The organism is Streptomyces sp. NPDC053431, from assembly GCF_044544925.1.
GTDB lineage: Bacteria > Actinomycetota > Actinomycetes > Streptomycetales > Streptomycetaceae > Streptomyces.
The window spans coordinates 227311-248397 of sequence record NZ_JBITXX010000003.1 but is presented as its reverse complement, the minus strand read 5'-3'; the positions used below and the strand labels follow the sequence as shown (position 1 = coordinate 248397).

15 protein-coding genes are annotated in these 21087 nt (G+C 70.0%); 5 read left to right on the top strand and 10 right to left on the bottom strand.

Annotated elements, in window-relative coordinates; all coding sequences use genetic code 11:
* Nucleotides 1-200: 200 nt before the first annotated feature.
* The 3 genes from ACIGXE_RS10580 (at nucleotide 201) to ACIGXE_RS10570 (ending at nucleotide 3212) form a co-directional block, all read left to right on the top strand.
* Nucleotides 201-1304, top strand: coding sequence for a ParA family protein (locus tag ACIGXE_RS10580; protein WP_399746335.1), 1104 nt, complete (start codon nucleotides 201-203; stop codon nucleotides 1302-1304).
* Entirely contained in the window at nucleotides 1301-2437 is a 1137-nt protein-coding gene (locus ACIGXE_RS10575) for a ParB/RepB/Spo0J family partition protein (RefSeq protein WP_399745594.1), read from the top strand. Before ACIGXE_RS10580 ends, ACIGXE_RS10575 begins: the two co-directional genes overlap by 4 nt.
* Nucleotides 2438-2594: 157 nt before the next feature.
* Complete coding sequence (locus ACIGXE_RS10570) at nucleotides 2595-3212, top strand: GNAT family N-acetyltransferase (protein WP_399745592.1); 618 nt, start codon at nucleotides 2595-2597, stop codon at nucleotides 3210-3212.
* Between the two features lie 88 nt (nucleotides 3213-3300).
* Here the strand turns inward: ACIGXE_RS10570 and trxA are convergent, their stop codons facing one another.
* From trxA to ACIGXE_RS10535, 7 genes are all read right to left on the bottom strand, one after another.
* Nucleotides 3301-3636, bottom strand: coding sequence for a thioredoxin (gene trxA / locus ACIGXE_RS10565; RefSeq protein ID WP_399745590.1), 336 nt, complete (start codon nucleotides 3634-3636; stop codon nucleotides 3301-3303).
* 47 nt (nucleotides 3637-3683) lie between these two features.
* Nucleotides 3684-4649 carry a thioredoxin-disulfide reductase gene (trxB, locus tag ACIGXE_RS10560; RefSeq protein WP_399745587.1) on the bottom strand — a complete coding sequence of 322 codons (966 nt, stop codon included), beginning with the start codon at nucleotides 4647-4649 and terminating at the stop codon, nucleotides 3684-3686.
* Nucleotides 4650-4776: 127 nt separating this feature from the next.
* Complete coding sequence (locus tag ACIGXE_RS10555) at nucleotides 4777-5679, bottom strand: anti-sigma factor family protein (RefSeq protein WP_399745585.1); 903 nt, start codon at nucleotides 5677-5679, stop codon at nucleotides 4777-4779.
* Nucleotides 5676-6380 carry an RNA polymerase sigma factor SigM gene (gene sigM / locus ACIGXE_RS10550; protein WP_399745583.1) on the bottom strand — a complete coding sequence of 235 codons (705 nt, stop codon included), beginning with the start codon at nucleotides 6378-6380 and terminating at the stop codon, nucleotides 5676-5678. The genes ACIGXE_RS10555 and sigM overlap by 4 nt, the downstream gene beginning before the upstream one ends.
* 27 nt (nucleotides 6381-6407) lie before the next feature.
* Nucleotides 6408-8120, bottom strand: coding sequence for a serine/threonine protein kinase (locus tag ACIGXE_RS10545; RefSeq protein WP_399745581.1), 1713 nt, complete (start codon nucleotides 8118-8120; stop codon nucleotides 6408-6410).
* A 129-nt stretch (nucleotides 8121-8249) separates the two neighbouring features.
* Complete coding sequence (murJ, locus tag ACIGXE_RS10540) at nucleotides 8250-10457, bottom strand: murein biosynthesis integral membrane protein MurJ (protein ID WP_399745579.1); 2208 nt, start codon at nucleotides 10455-10457, stop codon at nucleotides 8250-8252.
* Nucleotides 10458-10500: 43 nt separating this feature from the next.
* Complete coding sequence (locus ACIGXE_RS10535; protein ID WP_399745577.1) at nucleotides 10501-12885, bottom strand: DUF6049 family protein; 2385 nt, start codon at nucleotides 12883-12885, stop codon at nucleotides 10501-10503.
* A gap of 225 nt (nucleotides 12886-13110) precedes the next feature.
* Between ACIGXE_RS10535 and ACIGXE_RS10530 the strand changes: the two genes are divergently transcribed.
* Nucleotides 13111-14580 carry a CCA tRNA nucleotidyltransferase gene (locus tag ACIGXE_RS10530; RefSeq protein WP_399745575.1) on the top strand — a complete coding sequence of 490 codons (1470 nt, stop codon included), beginning with the start codon at nucleotides 13111-13113 and terminating at the stop codon, nucleotides 14578-14580.
* A 101-nt stretch (nucleotides 14581-14681) separates the two neighbouring features.
* Here the strand turns inward: ACIGXE_RS10530 and ACIGXE_RS10525 are convergent, their stop codons facing one another.
* From ACIGXE_RS10525 to ACIGXE_RS10515, 3 genes are all read right to left on the bottom strand, one after another.
* Complete coding sequence (locus ACIGXE_RS10525; protein ID WP_399745573.1) at nucleotides 14682-15965, bottom strand: MFS transporter; 1284 nt, start codon at nucleotides 15963-15965, stop codon at nucleotides 14682-14684.
* Nucleotides 15966-16044: 79 nt separating this feature from the next.
* A complete protein-coding gene (locus ACIGXE_RS10520; RefSeq protein WP_399745571.1) occupies nucleotides 16045-17127 on the bottom strand; it encodes an inositol-3-phosphate synthase in 1083 nt (360 codons plus the stop codon).
* A gap of 47 nt (nucleotides 17128-17174) precedes the next feature.
* The gene (locus ACIGXE_RS10515) at nucleotides 17175-17864 is read right to left on the bottom strand and encodes a helix-turn-helix transcriptional regulator (protein ID WP_384407660.1); all 690 of its coding nucleotides are present in this window, start codon (nucleotides 17862-17864) and stop codon (nucleotides 17175-17177) included.
* A 406-nt stretch (nucleotides 17865-18270) separates the two neighbouring features.
* Between ACIGXE_RS10515 and ACIGXE_RS10510 the strand changes: the two genes are divergently transcribed.
* Complete coding sequence (locus ACIGXE_RS10510) at nucleotides 18271-21003, top strand: transglycosylase domain-containing protein (protein ID WP_399745568.1); 2733 nt, start codon at nucleotides 18271-18273, stop codon at nucleotides 21001-21003.
* The last annotated feature ends 84 nt before the right edge of the window (nucleotides 21004-21087 follow it).

Below are 21087 nucleotides of genomic sequence, written 5' to 3'. Positions count from 1 at the left end.
CGCGGCCCTGCGGCGCGTGCATCGTGTTTCACGTGAAACGTCGCTCACTGCTGCAGGGGATCATCAGCCGCGGCCGCGCGGCTGCCACGCCCTGGGACCGCAAGACCCCGACGAAACCCCCCGTGAGGGTTAAAGGGTTGTCCACAGAGGTGGATTCGTCCACAGAACCACGGGCCTCGCTGGTTCACGACCCCGAAGGCATGGCAGGCTCTATCCATCGCGAGCCTGAAGCCGAGGAGAGTGAATCCTTGCGGTCCGACGCCAACATCGCGGGACCGATGACCGATCCGGTCCCCGGTCCCCGAACCGAATCGGTAGGGGCGGATGTTTCACGTGAAACACCGCCTCCGATGGACGACACCCCCATCGGCCGTGCCGCCCAGCTGGCCGTAGAGGCCCTGGGCCGTGCCGGTGAGGGACTTCCCCGGCCTGCCCAGACCCGTGTGATGGTCGTCGCCAACCAGAAGGGCGGCGTGGGCAAGACGACCACGACGGTCAATCTGGCTGCCTCCCTGGCGCTGCACGGTGCCCGCGTCCTGGTCATCGACCTGGATCCGCAGGGCAACGCCTCCACAGCGCTGGGCATCGACCATCATGCCGAGGTCCCCTCGATCTATGACGTCCTCGTCGAGAGCAAGCCGCTCGCCGAGGTCGTCCAGCCCGTCCGGGACGTCGAGGGCCTCTTCTGCGCCCCGGCCACGATCGATCTCGCCGGTGCGGAGATCGAGCTGGTGTCGCTGGTGGCGCGCGAGAGCCGGCTGCAGCGAGCGATCCAGGCCTATGAGCAGCCGCTCGACTACATCCTGATCGACTGCCCGCCCTCGCTGGGTCTGCTGACGGTCAACGCCCTCGTGGCGGGGGCCGAGGTGCTGATCCCCATCCAGTGCGAGTACTACGCACTGGAGGGCCTGGGCCAGCTCCTGCGGAACGTCGACCTGGTGCGTGGACACCTCAACCCCACGCTGCACGTCTCGACGATCCTCCTCACCATGTACGACGGCCGCACGAGGCTCGCCTCGCAGGTCGCCGACGAGGTGCGCAGCCACTTCGGCGAGGAGGTCCTGAGGACCAGCATTCCGCGCTCCGTGCGGATCTCGGAGGCGCCGAGCTACGGGCAGACCGTGCTCACCTACGATCCGGGTTCCAGCGGTGCCCTGTCGTATCTCGAAGCGGCACGCGAGATCGCCCTGCGCGGGGTCGATCTCAGCTATGACGCCACTCAGGCCCATGGGGTGCACCCGCAGACGGGTCACCCGACCATGGGTCACCAGAACAGCCAGCGAATGTCGGAGGGGATGCAGTGAGCGAGCGACGTAGGGGGCTGGGGCGCGGGCTCGGTGCGCTGATCCCCGCTGCTCCCCAGGAGCGACAGGTGCCGGCTGCCGGGGTGGGGGCTGCTGCCTCTGCCACGACCGCTTCCGGAGCCGTTCAGGCGCTCGGCTCGGACCGGGGGGTGGCTGCGGCGAAGCTGGCGACTCTGCCGTCGAGCCCGCAGTCCCCGGACTCCGTGGTGCCGGTCGCCGAGCCCGAGCCGCTACCGGAGTCCCCCGCCGGGGCGCACTTCGCCGAGCTGCCGCTGGACTCCATCACCCCGAACCCGCGCCAGCCGCGTGAGGTGTTCGACGAGGACGCCCTGGCCGAGCTGATCACCTCCATCAAGGAGGTCGGTCTGCTCCAGCCGGTCGTCGTGCGCCAGTTGGCTCCCGAGCGCTACGAGCTCATCATGGGCGAGCGCCGCTGGCGGGCCTGCCGTGAGGCCGGCCTGGAGCGGATCCCGGCGATCGTGCGGGCCACCGAGGACGAGAAGCTGCTGCTCGACGCCCTCCTGGAGAACCTGCACCGGGCCCAGCTGAACCCGCTGGAAGAGGCCGCGGCCTACGACCAGCTCCTCAAGGACTTCAACTGCACCCACGACCAGCTGGCCGACCGCATCGGACGCTCGCGGCCGCAGGTCTCCAACACGCTGCGTCTGCTGCGTCTCTCGCCGCCCGTGCAGCGTCGCGTCGCCGCGGGTGTCCTCTCGGCGGGCCACGCCCGTGCGCTGCTGTCCGTTGACGACCCGGAGACGCAGGACAAGCTCGCGTACCGGATCGTCGCCGAGGGCCTCTCGGTGCGCGCCGTGGAAGAGATCGTCACCCTCATGGGCTCGGAGCCCTCGTCTCCGGTCAAGCCCAAGGGCCCGCGCGCGGGTACCCGGGTCTCCCCGGCCCTGCGGGAGCTCGCGACCCGGCTCTCCGATCGCTTCGAGACGCGGGTGAAGGTCGACCTCGGTCAGAAGAAGGGCAAGATCACCGTCGAGTTCGCCTCGATGGAGGATCTCGACCGGATCCTCTCGACCCTGGCTCCGGGTGAGGGCCGCGTGATGGACCACGGGAACGCGGAGCAGGGTGGCCAGGACCCCGCCGCCGGCGAGGACGGGCCGGGCTCCGAGGGCTAGATCCCTCTCTGCGCATCCCCAGGGCGGGGCGGGTTCCGGCATTCACCGGAACGCGCTCCGCCCTTTGCCTGTCCGCGGTATCGCCCTCATCGACCCCTCGTTACGATTCGGAGAGGCGAATTCGTACAGAAATGGCCGAGGGAAGCGAGGAGCAGCCGTGGGGCGTCGGCTCGTACCGCTCACGCTGGACAACCTTCCGGATATCCCCAAGCGGTGTCGCTCCTGTGTGTTCTGGGAGCTTGATCCGGTCAGTGGCGAGGCCGCCGTGAAGGCCGGCCGCCCGGAGCTGGAGAAGGAGGCCTGGATCTCCGCCGTGCTCCTCGAATGGGGGTCCTGCGGCCGGGTGGTCTACGTCGACGACGTGCCGGTCGGGTTCGTTCTGTACGCGCCTCCGGCCTATGTGCCCCGCTCCACCGCCTTCCCGACGAGCCCCGTCGCCGCGGATGCCGTGCAGCTGATGACGGCCTGGATCATGCCGGGGTACCAGGGCCAGGGCTTGGGCCGGGTCATGGTGCAGACGGTGGCGAAGGATCTCCTGCGGCGCGGATTCAAGGCGATCGAGGCCTTCGGGGACGCCCGCTGGAAGGAGCCGGCCTGTGTGTTGCCCGCCGATCATCTGCTCGCGGTGGGCTTCAAGACCGTACGGCCCCATCCCACCTACCCGCGGCTGCGGCTGGAGCTGAGGACGACTCTGTCGTGGAAGGAGGACGTCGAGATGGCTCTCGACCGGCTCCTGGGCGCCGTGCAGAAAGAGCCGGTGCTGCGGCCTCTCTGACGGCTTCCGGTCGCCTTCCGACAGACGACAGCGGCCCGCCCCCTCACGGGGGCGGGCCGCTGCTGTTTCACGTGAAACAGCGGGAGCGTCAGGCCTTGGCCTCGACGAAGCCCTCGAGGTCACGCAGGAGCGCGGCCTTCGGCTTGGCACCCACGATCGTCTTCACGACCTCGCCGTCCTGGTAGACGTTCAGGGTCGGGATGGACATGACGCCGTACTTGGCGGCCGTGCCCGGGTTCTCGTCGATGTTGAGCTTCACGATGGTGATCTCGGGGTGCTCGGCGGCGATGGCCTCGAGCGACGGGGCGATCTGGCGGCACGGGCCGCACCACTCGGCCCAGAAGTCCACGAGAACGGGCTTCTCGCTCTTGAGGACCTTCTCCTCGAAGTCAGCGTCAGTAGCGGTAACAGTGGCGCCGGCCACGGCGGCCTCCTTGATTCGCGGGGTGTGGGGTGGGGGATGCGTAGGGGTCAGACCGCGGGGGTCTCGGCGAGCTTCTCGGCGTCGGCGAGGGCGGCCAGGAAGCGCTCGGCGTCGAGCGCGGCGGAGCAGCCGGTGCCGGCGGCGGTGATCGCCTGGCGGTAGGTGTGGTCGACGACGTCGCCGGCGCCGAAGACACCCGGGAGGTTGGTGCGCGTGGACGGGGCGTCGACCTTCAGGTAGCCCTCCGCGTCCAGCTCCAGCTGGCCCTTGAAGAGCTCGGTGCGCGGGTCGTGGCCCACGGCGATGAAGAGACCGGTCACCGGGAGCTCGCTGGTCTCGCCGGTCTTTGTGTTGCGCAGGGTCAGACCGGTGAGCTTCTGGTCGCCGTGGATCTCGGCGACCTCGCTGTCCCAGGCGAACTTGATCTTCGGGTCGGCGAAGGCGCGCTCCTGCATGGCCTTGGAGGCACGCAGGGAGTCACGGCGGTGGACGATGGTGACCGACTTGGCGAAGCGCGAGAGGAAGGTGGCCTCCTCCATCGCGGTGTCGCCGCCGCCGACCACGGCGATGTCCTGGTCGCGGAAGAAGAAGCCGTCGCAGGTGGCGCACCAGGAGACACCGCGGCCCGAGAGGGTGTCCTCGTTCGGCAGGCCGAGCTTGCGGTGCTGGGAGCCGGTCGTGACGATGACGGCCTTGGCGCGGTACACGTTGCCGGCGGTGTCCGTGACGGTCTTGATCTCACCCGTGAGGTCCACGGAGACGATGTCGTCCGGCACAAGCTCGGCACCGAAGCGCTCGGCCTGGGCCCGCATGTTGTCCATGAGGTCCGGGCCCATGATGCCGTCACGGAAGCCGGGGAAGTTCTCCACCTCGGTCGTGTTCATCAGGGCGCCACCGGCGGTGACGGCACCCTCGAAAACGAGCGGCTTCAGCGACGCGCGGGCCGTGTAGAGCGCCGCGGTGTAACCCGCGGGCCCGGAGCCGATGATGATCACGTTACGGACGTCGCTCACGGGTTTCTTCCTCGTCTCTGCAGACTGCCTACTGCCTACGGGGGGCGATCGGGTCGGTCACTCTCACCCCACCCAACCGATCCTACGGGGCAAGCATTCCCGAGACCGCCGCCGTCCGCGTGGCGAGTCAGGAGCGCGGGACGGACTCCTGGAGCAGGACCTCGGCCTTCCCGTTTCCTCCGCCGGAAGAACAGGAGGCGTCGAGCACATAGACCTGCACCCGGGCCGTGTCCGTCGTGTCCGGGAGGACAAGGAGATAGGCGGGCGTTCCTTCGTAGTCGCCCTGCTGTGAGACGAGCACGGAGTCGGTGCGCCCGGTGCCGGCCTTGACGCATGACGGCACGACAGCGCCCACGCCCCGCTCCTGCCCGTCTCCTCCGCTCTCGGCGGTGAGGGGCGCGGGCGAGCTGTTCCGGTCCTGAGGCGCTGAGAAGGTGTTGTTCCGGCTCAGGAGTCCCTGCACGAGGGAGTCGACCGGGCGACCGTCGAACTGGGCGCCTGCCTTGGCGGCGATGACGTCGGACTTCGTGTCGGCACCTTCGCCGCCACCGAGGTTCACGCCACCCGACTGGACGAGGAACAGACCGAGCCCCAGGGCCGCGGCACCGAAGGCGGCGCCGAGGGCCGCGACGCGGCGGCGGGATCGGCGGGGGCGTCCCGGGCCGGTGGCGCCGGCCGGGCGCCCGGCGGGCCGATCGGCAGCGGGCGCGGCGGACGGCGCGGGGCGACCGGGCGATGTTTCACGTGAAACATGCGCGTCGGCGTCCGGTGCGGTGGCGCTCAGCAGAGCTTCGGCGGCGAGGGCGGCGTCGATCCGGCCGGCGATCTCGGCGGGCATCCGGGGCGGCCCGGGAAGGGTGCCCAGCAGACCGCGAATCTCCTCCAGTGAGGTGCGGACATCCGCGCAGAGGGGACAGGCGTCGAGGTGCCGGCGGACGGCCGCGCTGCGGGTCGGCGAGAGCAGGCCTTCGGTGAGGTCGGAGATCTCCGAGACGTCCGGGTGCTGAGTCGTGTCGGCCGTGGAAGTCACGCGCGCCCACCTCCGCCCTTCACAGCAGCTGGATTGCTCGGTCCGGTATCCGTCGGTCCCGGCACCGGTGGGACGGATGCCCCCGGCGTCCGGTTCCTTCCCCGGTCGAGGCCTTCGTTACCCACCGTGTCACCGCGCAGATGAGTGAGCATCGGGAGCAGTCTGGCGCGCCCACGCGCACACCGGCTCTTCACGGTTCCGGTGGGGACATCGAGGATACGAGCTGCCTCGGCGACCGGGTATGCCTGCATGTCGACGAGGACGAGCGCAGCGCGCTGCTCCGCCGGGAGCGTGGCGAGAGCGGCCAGGAGCTGACGGTGGAGGTCCTGGCGCTCTGCGGGCGCCTCGGCCGATTCGTGCGGCTCCAGGAGTTGCTCGAACCGGGCGGTGTCGTCCACCGGCGAGGTCCTGCGCGACGCGGCCTTGCGGGCGCGGTCGAGGCAGGCGTTCACCGTGATGCGATGCAGCCAGGTCGTGACGGCCGACTGGCCCCGGAAGGTGTGGGCGGCCCGGAACGCCGACACGAGGGCGTCCTGGACCGCGTCAGCGGCCTCCTCGCGGTCTCCCAGCGTCCGCAGGGCCACCGCCCACAGCCGGTCCCGGTGGCGCCGTACGAGCTCACCGAAGGCGTCCGGGTCGCCGGCCACGTGGCAGGCCAGCAGTTCCTGGTCGCTGCGCTTGTCGTGTGTGGCGTCGTCCAACGGTGAGCCCCTCCCCCCGGTGTGGCGTCAACTGGTGATCTTGATGTCCGAGACCTCGCCCCGGTAGCCGTCTCCGCCTGCCGGCAGGTCCGTCAGCCAGACGAGGAGATAGCGCGTCTTCAGCGGCTTGCCGGGGACGAGAGCCACCTGGCTGCCGTTACCCGCGGTCTGCTTGCTGAAGTCGCTCAGTTCGCTCGGCTCCGAGGAGAAGCTCTCGGGGGTGGCCCGCAGCTCGACCGACGTGGCGCCGTGGAACGTGACCTCGACCTTGGCGACCTGCTGGACCTTGCCGAGGTCGAGGATGATGCCCACACCGTCCTTCAGGTTGCCGAACTTCGAGTACCCCTTGTAGCTGCTGGTCGTCCACGAGGTGCTCGGGTCACCGTCGTAGGCGTTCTTTATGTCCTGGGGGTTCTCGTCGCCGTCGGTGCCCTGCGGGTCGAAGTCGCGGGCGTTCTCGATCGCGACCGGCTTCCCGTTCGCCTCCGGTTCCTTGTTGTTCTCGTCCGGCGGCAGTTGCTGGGTCGGCGGGGTCTCGTTCGCCTTGTTCCGGTCCAGGAGCCGGTCCGCGATCTGCCAGCTGCCGAGGCCCAGGGCGGCGATGAGCAGGGCCGAGACGGCCCACTTCAGCGCCTTGCCCGTACGGCTCTGCAGCGGCGGCGGCGGGGTCACGATCTGCTGGGTCAGCGGCGGGTGCGGCTGGGGACGCCCGTAGGTGCCCTGCTGGTACGTGGTGCGCTGGTACTCGGGCGGGGCCGGGAGCGGGAACTCCGGCTCCGGAGGGCGGATGCGCGGCATCGCCGCGACGGCCCTCGCCAGCTCGTCCGGGGTGGTGCAGGGCGGTTCCTGGCGCGAGGCGGTGGCCCCGTCGTTCGCCAGGGCCCGCATGGCGATCTCCGAGAGGCCGCGGTGGACGCCCGCGCGCACCTGGTCGGGGGCGAGCAGCCCCACGCCCTTGGGAAGGCCGGAGAGGCCGTACGCGTCGTTCTCGTACGGCCAGCGCTGGGTGAGGGCGGCGTAGAGCAGGGCACCGATCGCCTCGGTGTCCGTGCGCTGCGGACGCTCGGCGCTGATGCCGCGCAGGGCGGCGTTCACGGCGAGCCCGCGGATGCGGTACTGACCGGTGGAGCTGCGCAGCACCGCGCTCGGGGTGAGCCGCAGGTGGGAGAGCCCTTCCCGGTGGGCGGCGGCCATGGCCTGGGAGACCTGGCTGACGAGCTGGTAGGCGTCGTGCGGCTCCATGGGGCCGGCCGCGAGCAGTGCGGTCAGCTCCGTGGAGTCGGGCAGCCACTCGTGCACGACGTAGACGAGGTCGTTCTCCTCGACGGCGTCGAGGACCTGCACGAACCGTGGGTCACCGAGCAGCGCCGCGGAGCGGGCGGCGGCGAGCACGGAGCGGGCGCGCGTGTGGTCGGCGGGCAGGATGTGCACCCCGACGGCCCGGCGCAGTTTCTCGTCCACGGCACGCCAGCTGCTGAATCCGTCCAGACGGGTGACGCACTCCTCCAGCCGGTACCGTCTGGCCAGCTTGTGGCCGCTGTGCAGCTCCGGTGCCGCGATGGAGGGTTGTTCGCCGTTCTGTCGTTCGACCGCCTTGTTCTCCGTGGCCTCGGCGGACGATGCCGCCTTCTTCTGCGCTTCCGCCACCCCGTCGGTCGCGGCCTTGTCCGCCTTGGCGGTCAGCGGGTCGTCACCGCTGTTGTCGGCCACGTCGACGGCAGCCGTGCTACGTTCCGCCACCGTCGTTCCTGCCTCCCCATCCGTTGCGCCACATCCAACAGCCAAGCCAATTGTGCCCACAGTCCGGCGCTATGCACGACACGCGTCGGCAGGCGATGGTTGTGCGAACCCCGCTCGCCGGGGTTCCGGCTAGCGTCCCAGACGGCCGCGGACCATGCCGACCATGGAGTTGAGCTCCGCGATCCGCATGCGCTTGGCGGCCACGAAGAAGACTCCGAGCAGCACCGCGCCGCCGACGACCAGGGCCACGAGCGAGCCCAGGGCCCCCTCGCCGAGCACCTTCAGCAGCGCGAAACCGACCGCTCCGGCGACCACCGCGGCCGGCAGCGAGGCCAGGCACAAGCGGGCGTAGGTGCGCAACACATGGGCCCCGTCGAGGTCGCCGCCGAGGCGGTTGCGCAGCCGGCGCCAGGCGACGCCGACGCCGACCGCATAGGCCAGGCCGTAGGAGGCGGCCATGCCGACGACGGCCCACTGGGCCGGCAGCACCACGTAACAGACCGCGGAGGCGGCCGCGTTGACCGCGGCGACGATCACCGTGTTGTAGAAGGGCGTCCGGGTGTCCTCGTAGGCGTAGAAGCCACGGAGCACGACGTACTGCACGGAGTAGGGGATCAGACCGATGCCGAAGGCCATCAGGATGAAGCCCATGCCCCGGGCGGCCTCGACGCCGCTGGAGGCGTAGAGCAGGGTGCACATCGGGACGCCGAGCGCCAGGAAGGTGAAGGCGACCGGGACGATCGCCACGGCCGAGTTGCGCAGGCCCTGGGAGATGTCGTCGCGGACGGCGCCCGGGTCGTCGTCGGAGGCGGCGCGGGAGATACGCGGCAGCAGGGCGGCCATGACGGAGACGGTGATGATGGCCTGCGGCATGCCCCAGATCAACTGCGCGTTGGAGTAGGCGAGGAAGCCGGCGCCGTCCTTGCCGGACTCCTCACCGGCCGCGGTGGCGAGCTGGGTGACGACCAGGACACCGGCCTGGTTGGCGAGCACGAACAGCACGGTCCACTTGGCCAGCTTGACCGTCTTGCCGAGGCCGTGGCCCTTCCAGTCGAAGCGGGGCCGGAAGCGGAAGCCCGTCTCGCGCAGGTAGGGGATCATCGCCAGGGCCTGGACGGCCAGGCCGAGCAGGGTACCGATGCCGAGCAGCCGGACGCCCTCGTCGGGGATGGTCGTGACGCCCATGTGGGACTCGGCGGAGGTGCCGTAGACCCAGATGAACAGGCCGAACGTGGCGATCATGACGATGTTGTTGAGGACCGGGGTCCACATCATCGCGCCGAACTTGCCGCGGGCGTTCAGGATCTGACCCATCACCACATGCACGCCCATGAAGAAGATGGTGGGCAGGCAGTAGCGGGCGAAGGTGACCGCGACGCCGTTGGCGGCCGCGTCGTCCGCGATGGTGTTCGACATCAGCCGGATCAGCAGCGGGGCAGCGAACACGGCGATGGCGACGATCGCGCCGAGCGCGACCATGACGAGGGTCAGCAGCCGGTTGGCGTAGGCCTCGCCGCCGTCCTCGTCGTTCTTCATCGAGCGGACCAGCTGCGGCACGAAAACCGAGTTGAGACCGCCGCCGACGGTGAGGATGTAGATCATCGTCGGCAGGGTGTAGGCGACGGTGAAGGTGTCACCGAGCAGCGCGGCGCCGAGGGCGCCGGTGATCACCAGGCTGCGGACGAAGCCGGTGAGGCGGGAGACGAGCGTGCCGGCCGCCATGACGGCGCTCGACTTGAGCAGCCCGGAGGCGCGGCCGGACTTCTTCGGGGCGGGCGCGGGCATGGGGTTCGGCTCCGGGGACGGTGCGGGCACCGGTCCGGATTCCTGCTGGTCCCGGTAGAGGTGGGCGAAGGCGTCGGGCTCCGGCTCCTCCTCCCCCGCGCGGGTGACCAGGTCGTCGACCCCGGTGAACTGGACCGTACGGGCGTCGTCGCCGTACGGCAGATGGCGGGAGGGACCGTCGGGCTCGGGAGCGGGGGTCTGGGCCCAGACACGGGGGTCCGGGGCGTGCGGGGGCACGGACGGCTGCTGGTAGAGCGGCTGCGGCTCCGCGTAGGTGCCGGGCGGGGGCGGCGGGTGGGCGGCCCGGTCGTAGAGCGCCTCGGTCACCGGGTCCTGGGCGGACAGGTCCCGCGCCTGGTAGGGGTCGTGGGCGTAGGCGTCCTGGACGTAGGGGTCCTGGGCGTACGGGTTCTGCTGATCCGGTGCGTCAGGGGCGGCCTGCTGATGCGGCGGCACCGGCGCGGAGCCGGGTGCCGGGGCCGCGGGCGTGCCACCGGACGGCGCGGTGCCGCCCGCGCCCTGGCCGCGGTCACCGTCGTACGGCGCGTTCATGGTTACCCCACCTCATCGTCCGGCCGACCGGCCACGACATCGCTCAACGGTCCACTTTCTCACCCGGGCCGGACGGGTCGCCGCTTTCGGACCCGGTGTCCGGCGTCGGGTCACTCGGCTGCTCGGATTCCGTCCGGGGCCCGTTCCCGGCCGTGGTCCCCGGGTCGCCCCCGGCCTCGGGGGTGTTCCCGGCACCGGTGTCGGGCTCGGCTTCCGCCGCCTCGTCCGCGGCCTCGGCCTCGGCCTCCGACTCGGCGTTCCGGGCGGCCGCGCGCTTGCGCTGGCTGTACATCCGGATGCCGGCCAGGACGAGCAGCAGCACACCGCCGGCGATCACGAGCATCACCGTGGGGGTGATCTCCGAGACCTTCACGGTGAACCGCATCGGAGCGCCGTAGGGCGTGCCGTCCTCGGTGTAGAGCTGGGCGGTCATCGTGACCGGTCCGTTGGCGTTGGCCGAGGCGGGGAACTTCACCGACTGGCTGTGGCCGCCGTTGATCTTCACCGGCAGCTCGGCGAAGGCTTCGCCGTCGAGCTGCAGACGGGTCTTGTTGGCCGAGGACAGCCGCAGCACCAGGTGGTCCACGCCCTGGAGCAGCTTGTTCTGGACGGTCACGGGGATGGTGGCGCTGCGGCCGGACAGCGTGAGGTCCGACTTCTCGATCAGCTGTACCTCCTGCGTGAGGCTGCGCAGGTAGACCAGGACCTCGTTGCGGTACAGCGCGGCCGAGGGGGCCTCGCCCCGCCACGAGGTCGACATCTCGCGGCTGATGGCGTTGGTGAAGGGCGGCACCACGCGGTCCGGCGCGGTCAGGATCACCTTGAAGTCGTCCAGCTCGTCGCTGGTCTCCTTCATCGCCTGGAAGGCCGCGGTCGACAGCTCCTGGGCGCGCAGCTTCCGCGGGTACGCCCGGTTGTTCGGCACCCGCTGCGAGGCGTCCGGATCCGGCTGGGCCACGGCCGCGGCCTGCAGGTCCTGCGGCTGCGTCCAGCGGCCCGCCGACAGGCCCTTCAGACCCGCGGCCATGCTGTGCGCCTGCGCCGAGGTGGGCATGCGCTGCGGCGCGACCACGATGCTGCGCTGCTTCTCCGGCATCTCCAGGGTGGTCGCGAGCGACTGGGCGAGGAAGGCCTGGACGGCCAGGGTGGAGTTCTCGGCCCGGATCAGATCGCCCTGGAAGGCCGTGGAGAGGAGGGCGTCGCTGACGATCGCGGTCGTGCCGCCGGCGATGGGGCGGGCCGAGGTCGGCGTGTACGAGAGGTCGTCGCGGAAGCTGTCGCTGCGGGCGATCACGTTGCGCGCGCCGGCCGACGTGGCGACGGCCATGACGGACGGGTCGACGGCGCCGTCGACGGGCCAGGAGAAGTCGGTGGACGGCTTCACGTGGAGCACGGTCTCGACGGTGGATCCGGCCAGCGCGGTCGCCTGCTGGAGGTGGCTGAGGGAGCCGGGGACCTCCTTGCCGTGGTGGGCGAGGGAGGCCAGGTCGGGGTCGGCGAAGGGCAGGGCGACCACCTTGCGGCCCTGCACGGCCTTCTCCAGGGCGTCCAGCCACCGCTCGGCGACGGCCTGGTTCCGGCCCGGGACCTCCGTCGTCCCGTTCTTGACCACGTACGGCCCGGTCATGGCGTCGACGCTCGCCAGCAGGTCCGGGTCGATCACCCAGGTGACGGGGAGGTCCTTGCCGAGCGCGACCATCTCGTGGAGCCGGCCGCCCGGGGCCAGCTCGGCGGCCAGGTCGTCGTTCTCGAAGACCGGCGTCTGCTGCAGGTTCGCGCCCGTCTCGGCAGAGACATGAGCCGTGGAGATCAGCGGCCAGAGGTAGGAGAGCTGGGTCTTCTTCTCGGCGTCCTCGGGCTCGTACGGCAGGAAGGTCCGCTCGATGCCGAGCACCCGGTCGTAGGACTGGCTCGCGGACTGGCCCGTGAGGGAGATCCCGAGCTGATAGACCCCGGCGTCGTCCAGGCCCAGCTTGGCGACGGGCACGGTGAGCGTGAAGTCCTTGCTCAGCCCGGCCCCCAGCCTGGGGATGGCGACGCTGTAGGGCTTGCCCAGCGGCGCCGGGTCGCGGCCCTCGCGGTAGGCGCCGCGGGCGGCGACGTCCTCGATCTCACTGCGGCTGGTCATCCGGGGGCCGACCCGGAGGTCGACCGTGGCGTTGGTCACCGCCTGCTTGCCCTCGTTGGTGACCGTTCCCGTGATGGTGAGGGTGTCGCTCTCGACCGGCGCGCTCGGCGTCAGTGTGTCGAGAGACACCTCCACGGACCCGGGTCCGCTCGCCTTCTCGGCCGCCTCGGCAGTGGGGGCGCTCACACCCTGGAGGAGCCCGGTCAGCAGCGGGACCGCGACGGCGAAGGAGGCTGCGCGCCGCAGCCAGCGGCGGGCAGGTGAGGGAACGGTCCCCTGGATAGCTGCCGCCTCGGCCACGCGTCGCCCGTCCTCGTCGTTGTCTGTGGTGTCAGTGGTGTCGGTGGTTCCCGGTTGCTGTGTCCAGGCATGGTAACGAGGCACGCGGCGGCCAAGTGCCGGGGACTGCTCCAGCTGATGGCGGCCGGGGACGCCGGGCAGGGCGGAAACGGGCCGGTGCCGCACGCTCGGGCCGGGGGAAAACGGGGACGTCGCGGCGAGCCGGGGCACGTACCCTTTTCTGTTGTGCCGAACGCCAACGAAGACACCCCGACTGCACTGAGCCAGGTGCAACGCCGCGCGGTCAGTGAACTGCTGCGTGTGTCCCCTGTCGCCGACGACCTTGCCCGCCGCTTCAAGGAGGCCGGGTTCAGCCTCGCGCTGGTCGGCGGCTCGGTACGCGACGCCCTCCTCGGCCGTCTCGGCAACGACCTCGACTTCACAACCGACGCCCGCCCCGAGGACGTGCTGAAGATCGTCCGCCCCTGGGCCGAGTCCGTGTGGGAGGTCGGGATCGCCTTCGGCACCGTCGGCTGCCAGAAGGACGCCCGCGTCGGAGACGCTGTTCAGCGCTTCCAGGTGGAGATCACCACCTACCGCTCGGAGGCGTACGACCGTACCTCGCGCAAGCCCGAGGTCTCCTACGGCGACTCCATCGAGGAGGACCTGGTCCGGCGCGACTTCACCGTCAACGCCATGGCCGTGGCGCTCCCGGAGAAGGAGTTCATCGACCCGCACGGCGGTCTCGAGGACCTGGCCGAGCGCGTGCTCCGTACGCCGGGCACTCCGGAGGAGTCCTTCTCCGACGACCCGCTGCGCATGATGCGTGCCGCGCGCTTCGCCGCTCAGCTCGACTTCGAGGTGGCCCCCGAGGTCGTCGCCGCGATGAAGGAGATGTGCGACCGGCTGGAGATCGTCTCCGTCGAGCGCATCCGCGAGGAGTTCAACAAGCTCCTGCTCTCCGCGCACCCCCGCAAGGGTCTCGGGCTGCTCGTCGACACGGGTCTCGCCGCCTATGTGCTGCCCGAGCTGCCGGGGCTGCGTCTGGAGAGCGACGAGCACCACCGGCACAAGGACGTCTACGAGCACTCGCTGACCGTCCTCGACCAGGCCATCGATCTGGAGGAGGACGGGCCGGACCTGGTGCTGCGCCTGGCCGCCCTGCTCCACGACATCGGCAAGCCGCGCACCCGTCGCTTCGAGAAGGACGGCCGGGTCTCCTTCCACCACCACGAGGTGGTCGGCGCGAAGATGACGAAGAAGCGCATGACGGCGCTCAAGTACTCGAACGAGATGATCAAGGACGTCTCGCGTCTGGTGGAGCTGCACCTCCGCTTCCACGGTTACGGCACGGGCGAGTGGACCGACTCAGCTGTCCGTCGCTACGTACGGGACGCGGGACCGCTGCTCAGCCGGCTCCACAAGCTGACCCGCTCCGACTGCACCACGCGCAACAAGCGCAAGGCCGCCGCGCTCTCCCGCGCCTACGACGGCCTGGAGGAGCGCATCGCGCAGCTGCAGGAGCAGGAGGAGCTGGACTCGATCCGTCCCGACCTCGACGGCAACCAGATCCAGGAGATCCTGGGAATCCGTCCGGGGCCGGCCGTCGGCCGCGCATACAAGTTCCTGCTGGAGCTCCGGCTGGAGAACGGCCCGATGGGGCATGACGCCGCCGTCGCCGCGCTCAAGGAGTGGTGGGCGAATCAGAGCGACTGATGCCGTCGCCGGTGTTTCACGGTCGATGTTTCACGTGAAACACCGCGCGCGAACCGCCGACGCGGTGCCCGAGGGGCCGGGGTGATGTTTCACGTGAAACATCACCCCTTTCCGTTCACCCGGACCTGGTCGGTGCGCACGCTGCGGAGCAGGAAGAGCGCGAGGGCGGCGTAGAGCGCGGTCACCAGCAGCACGAGGGCGGGGGAGCGTCCGTCCGGCGGCAGCATCAGGGCCGCGACCCCGGCCGCCCCCACAAAAGCGACGTTGAAGAGCACGTCGTAGAGGGAGAAGACCCGCCCGCGGTAGGCGTCGTCCACCGAGGTCTGGACGACGGTGTCCGTCGCGATCTTCGCTCCCTGGGTGACCAGGCCGAGGACGAAGGCGGCCACGAGGAAGGGTGTCCGCGCGAAGGTGAGGCCCAGGGCGGGGGCGAGGACGGCGGCGGACCCCGTGCAGAGGGTCATCCAGCCGAACGGCCCGAGCCTCCCGACCGCCCACGGGGAGAGCACCGCCGCGGCGAAGAATCCGGCACCGGAAGCGGCGACCGCGAGCCCGAGCACAGCGAGACCATCCGACTGCGTGGTGCCCCAGGCGTAGCGCGAGAGCATCAGCAGCGTCACGAAGAGGGCGCCGTAGCAGAAACGCATTCCCGTCACCGCGGCCAGCGCCCGGGCGGCCGGCCGGTGCCGGGAGAGATGACGCAGGCCGTCCACCAGCCCCCGGGCGGTGGAGGCGAGCGCGGCGGCGAGCCGGGGTTGTACCTGCTCGGGGTCCGGGCCGAGGAGCTCCCGGGACATCCGGAGCGAGGCAAGCGCGGAGCAGAGGTAGAGGACGGCGCCCAGCAGGACGACGGCGGCGTCGGAGTCGTCGGCGATGAGGCGCACCCCGAAGGCCAGCCCGCCGCCGAGGGTCGCCGCGAGGGTGCCGGCGGTCGGGGAGAGCGAGTTGGCGATGACCAGCCGTTCGTCGTCGACCACGCGCGGGAGTGCTGCCGAGAGGCCGGCCAGCACGAAGCGGTTGACGGCCGTGACGGAGAGGGCGGAGGCGTAGAAGAGCCAGTCGGGTGCCGAGGCCAGCATGAGGATCGCGGTCCCGGCGGCGAGGAGGGCGCGCAGCAGGTTTCCGTAGAGGAAGACCTGGCGGCGGCGCCAGCGGTCGAGGAGAACACCGGCGAAAGGTCCGACGAGGGAGTAGGGGAGCAGCAGGACCGCCATGGCGGAGGCGATGGCGGCGGGGCTGGTCTCCTTCTCGGGGGAGAAGACGACGTACGTGGCCAGGGCCACCTGGTAGACCCCGTCGGCGCACTGGGAGAGCAGCCGGACGGCGAGCAGGCGGCGGAAGTTGCGCAGACGCAGGAGGATGCGCAGATCACGCACGACGGACATGGCAGCAAGACTCACATACGAGAAGGGTCCCCGGGCAGTGCCACGGGGACCCTCGTCATCGAGCCGCTGGACCGTCAGGTCAGCGCTCGACCTCGCCCTTGATGAACTTCTCGACGTTCTCGCGGGCCTCGTCGTCGAAGTACTGGACCGGCGGGGACTTCATGAAGTACGAGGAGGCGGAGAGGATCGGGCCGCCGATGCCGCGGTCCTTGGCGATCTTCGCGGCGCGCAGGGCGTCGATGATGACGCCGGCGGAGTTCGGGGAGTCCCAGACCTCGAGCTTGTACTCCAGGTTCAGCGGAACGTCACCGAAGGCGCGGCCCTCGAGGCGGACGTACGCCCACTTGCGGTCGTCCAGCCAGGCCACGTAGTCCGAGGGGCCGATGTGGACGTTCTTCTCGCCGAGGTCCCGGTCGGGGATCTGGGAGGTGACGGCCTGCGTCTTGGAGATCTTCTTGGACTCCAGGCGCTCGCGCTCGAGCATGTTCTTGAAGTCCATGTTGCCGCCGACGTTCAGCTGCATCGTGCGCTCGAGGACGACACCGCGGTCCTCGAAGAGCTTCGCCATGACGCGGTGCGTGATGGTGGCGCCGACCTGCGACTTGATGTCGTCACCGACGATCGGGACACCGGCCTCGGTGAACTTGTCCGCCCACTCCTTGGTGCCGGCGATGAAGACCGGGAGGGCGTTGACGAAGGCGACCTTGGCGTCGATGGCGCACTGCGCGTAGAACTTGGCCGCGTCCTCGGAGCCCACGGGCAGGTAGCAGACCAGAACGTCGACCTGCTTGTCCTTGAGGACCTGGACGACGTCGACGGGGGCGTCGGCGGACTCCTCGATGGTCTGGCGGTAGTACTTACCGAGACCGTCGAGGGTGTGGCCGCGCTGGACCGTGACGCCGCTGGCCGGGACGTCGCAGATCTTGATGGTGTTGTTCTCGCTCGCGCCGATGGCGTCCGCGAGGTCGAGGCCGACCTTCTTCGCGTCCACGTCGAACGCGGCCACGAACTCCACGTCACGGACGTGGTAGTCGCCGAACTGGACGTGCATCAGGCCGGGCACCTTGGACGCCGGGTCGGCGTCCTTGTAGTACTCGACGCCCTGCACCAGCGAGGCGGCGCAGTTGCCCACGCCGACGATGGCTACGCGAACCGAACCCATTTCCGGTTGCTCCCTGTGTGATCGTGGAAGCCCTGCGAGGCAGGGTTTCACTTGGCGGTGTCGTCGGACGGATCCGGCCGGGTACTGCCCCCGTGCCGGGGCAGGCCGCCCGTTTCTCCAGATTCTCTGTTCTGCTGAGCGGCGCCCTCGGGGGCGTCGGGGCCGGATCGCTGATCCCGCCCCGCCCGCTCGCTCTCGATGAGCTCGTTCAGCCAGCGCACTTCGCGCTCCACGGACTCCATTCCGTGGCGCTGCAGCTCAAGCGTGTAGTCGTCGAGGCGCTCGCGCGTACGGGCCAGAGAGGCGCGCATCTTCTCCAGGCGCTCCTCCAGCCGACTGCGGCGGCCCTCGAGCACCCGCATCCGCACCTCGCGCTCGGTCTGGCCGAAGAACGCGAAGCGGGCGGCGAAGTGCTCGTCCTCCCAGGCGTCGGGGCCGGTGTGGGAGAGGAGCTCCTCGAAGTGCTCCTTACCTTCGGCCGTCAACCGGTAGACGATCTTGGCGCGGCGTCCTGCGAGTGAAGCCGCCACGGCCTCCTCGGGGGCGCTGCCCGGCTCCTCGATCAACCAGCCGTTGGCGACCAGCGTCTTGAGGCACGGGTAGAGCGTCCCGTAGCTGAAGGCGCGGAAGATCCCCAGGGAGGTGTTGAGCCGCTTGCGCAGCTCGTACCCGTGCATGGGGGCCTCGCGGAGCAGACCGAGAACGGCGAACTCGAGAATTCCTGAGCGCCTGCTCATGTGTCGCCTCCTCCGCTCTCGGGACTCGCCTCTCGGCCAGTGTGGAAAACCGGTATGTCGAGTCGATGTGCCGCACTGATGTATCGACTCGATACATCCCGACGATAGAACGGCCCCAGTGATGCGACAAGTGGGACTCGAGTGACCGGCGTCACATCGTCAATTCACAGCAGTCGACTTGCCGGATTTGGGGTGAACTTCGGCCCTAGGCAGGTTTTGACCGTGCGTAGTCTGTGCGGCATGCAGACCACCGGGAACCGAGCGATGCCGCAGGGCGTCAGTGAAGCGGGTGACCGGCTGCGGCACGGTGGGGTCTTGTCCGAGGTCCGGCCGTGTGCATTTCGGGGGGACCGGAACTCAACTGCCGCTTCCAGGCCTGTGGGCCTGCCCGAGGAGTAGTCGTTCGATGAGCGAGCATCGTCGCAAAATGCCGCAGCAGCAGCCGCCGAGCGGCGGCCGTGCTGCGGCCCGGCGCGCCGCCCAGCAGCCGATGGGCCGCAGGCCGGTCCAGGGCCGTGACGTCAGTACGGGGTCTCCTTCGGCCTCGTACGGACCGCCTTCCTCTTATGGGGAGGAGCAGCGCCCGTACGGCGGGCGGGCCGAGGCACGGCGCGCGGCCCAGCGCGGGGGGCGCAGGCGTGCCCCCGAGGGCGGCGGGGGCCCTGGCGGCCCCGGTGGCCGGCGCGGAGGGGGCGGAGGCCGTGGTGGTGGCCCCGGACGTGGCCGTAACGACGGCGGGCGCCCGCCCGGCAAGAAGCGGATCATCGACTACCCGCGGTACGGAAAGTACGGCTGGCGTCGCTGGGTGCCCTCGTGGAAGCTCACGACGGGCCTCTTCCTGACGTTCTTCGGCGGCCTCATGGGCGCGGCGACGATCGCGTACGCCATGGTGGGCATCCCCGACGAGGCCATCAGCGCCAAGCAGCAGAACAACGTCTTCTACTGGGCCGACGGCACGCAGATGGCCGCGACCGGTGGCGAGGTCAACCGCCAGATCGTCTCGTACGACCAGATCCCGCGGGCCATGCAGAACGCCGTGGTCTCGGCCGAGAACAAGACCTTCTGGACGGACTCCGGCATCGACCCCATGGGCATCGGCCGCGCCGTGTGGAACATGGCCAAGGGCGGCGAGACCCAGGGTGGCTCGACCATCACCCAGCAGTACGTGAAGAACAACCGTCTCGACGACCAGTCGCAGACGCTGACCCGCAAGGTGAAGGAACTCTTCATCTCGATGCGCGTCGGCAACGAGAAGGGCAAGCCCGAGATCATGGCGGGCTACCTCAACACCTCGTACTACGGCCGGGGCGCCTACGGCATCCAGGCCGCGGCCCGCACGTACTTCGGCAAGAACGCCAGGGACCTCAACGTCAGCGAGTGCGCCTTCCTGGCCTCGCTGCTCAAGGGCGCGACCTACTACGACCCGGCCGGCAGCGTCGACATCGACCCGGCGGCCACCCCGGAGGCGAACGCCGAGCGCGCCCAGAAGCGCTGGACGTGGATCCTCGACGAGATGGTCAAGGACGGCAGCCTGACGACCGCCGAGCGCGCGAAGTACCCGGAGTTCCCCAAGGTGAAGCTGCGTACCCAGGGCGCTCAGCTGGGCGGTCAGATCGGCTACCTGGTGCGGACGGCGCAGAAGAGCGTCATCAACAACAGCGAGCTGGGCATCAGCGAGCAGGACCTGGCCCGCGGCGGCTACGAGATCTACACGACCTTCGACAAGAAGAAGGTCAACGCGCTCGAGAAGGCCGTCAAGTCGGTCTACGACGAGTACATCGACCCGAAGAAGCGCCCCAAGACCGACACCCACGTCCAGTTCGGCGGCGCCTCGGTGAACACCGAGACCGGCGCGATCGTGGCGATCTACGGCGGCGCCAACGCCACCACGCACTTCACCAACAACGCCGACGAGACCGGTGCCCAGGTCGGCTCGACGTTCAAGCCCTTCGTGCTGGCGGCGGCGATGCGCGACGGTGTCCGCAACCCGAAGCTGGGTCCCGAGCAGGACGCCTCCACCCGCACGCTCGTCGACCCCGACAAGAGCTACTACAACGGCCAGAACGAGCTGAAGATCAGGAACTACGACGGCTCGATCTGGCACAACGAGAACGGCAAGGAGTGGCTCCAGGTCAACGACGACGGCGCGAGCTACAAGAACATCAACCTCCGCACGGCCATGATGAAGTCGGCGAACTCGCCGTACGTGCAGCTCGGCATGGACGTCGGCATCGACAGGGTCCGCCAGGCCGCCATCGACGCCGGCCTGCGTGAGGGCTCGCTGGTCAAGGCCAACGTGCCGTCGTTCTCCCTGGGTATCTCCAACCCCAGTGCGATCCGCATGGCGGGCGCCTACGCCACCTTCGGCAACAACGGCGAGCGCAACGACGTCTACTCGGTGGAGAAGGTCCTCAAGCAGGGCCAGGTCAAGTACAAGCACGAGGCCAAGCCCAAGCGGGTGTTCTCCACGGCCGTCGCGAGCAACGTGACCGACGTCCTCAAGAGCGTGGTCAAGGGCGGCACCGGCCGTAAGGCCGCGCTCGACGACCGCGAGGCGGCCGGCAAGACGGGTACCACCGACGGCAACAACTCGGCCTGGTTCGTGGGGTACACCCCGCAGCTGTCGACCGCGATCGACATGTACCGCTTCGCGGACGACGAGACGCTCAAGGACCGCAAGTTCGAGTCCATGTACGGCACCGGCGACCAGCCGAAGATCCACGGTAATTCGTTCCCCTCGCGGATCTGGCACGACTACATGACCGAGGCGCTCAAGGGCACCGAGGCGAAGAGCTTCCCGGCGCCCGAGCCCCTGGACGACGCCGAGGGCGTCTACGGCGGCGGCATGGTCAGCCCGACCCCGACGCCGACGGACACCCCGTCCTCGACGCCGTCCTCGACCCCGTCGACGGAGGCGCCCACGGGTAAGCCGAGCAAGTCGCCGGACCCGGGCAAGACCTGCAGCGTCTGGGACTGGCCGTGCGACCCGACCGGCAGCACCAAGGGTCAGGACAGCGGCGGATCCAACGGCGGCCCGACCACGACGGCTCCACCGGCCCCCACGGACTCCCCCACAGGCACCACGGTCGGCGGCGGCGGAAAGCCGAACGGCGGCACCTGGGGAGCCCTGGGCGGCTGAACCGCCGCTCCGGCACCCTCCGAGGGCCGCCGCGCCCGGTCCGTACCTCGTGTACGGCCCCGGCGCGGCGGCCCTCACCTTTTC

Coding starts and splice junctions, on each gene's coding strand:
- murJ (WP_399745579.1), bottom strand. CDS start 10,457: ATGAACGCGCCGTACGACGGTGACCGCGGCCAGGGCGCGGGCGGCACC.
- ACIGXE_RS10580 (WP_399746335.1), top strand. CDS start 201: ATGGCAGGCTCTATCCATCGCGAGCCTGAAGCCGAGGAGAGTGAATCC.
- ACIGXE_RS10515 (WP_384407660.1), bottom strand. CDS start 17,864: ATGAGCAGGCGCTCAGGAATTCTCGAGTTCGCCGTTCTCGGTCTGCTC.
- ACIGXE_RS10510 (WP_399745568.1), top strand. CDS start 18,271: ATGAGCGAGCATCGTCGCAAAATGCCGCAGCAGCAGCCGCCGAGCGGC.
- ACIGXE_RS10520 (WP_399745571.1), bottom strand. CDS start 17,127: ATGGGTTCGGTTCGCGTAGCCATCGTCGGCGTGGGCAACTGCGCCGCC.
- ACIGXE_RS10525 (WP_399745573.1), bottom strand. CDS start 15,965: ATGTCCGTCGTGCGTGATCTGCGCATCCTCCTGCGTCTGCGCAACTTC.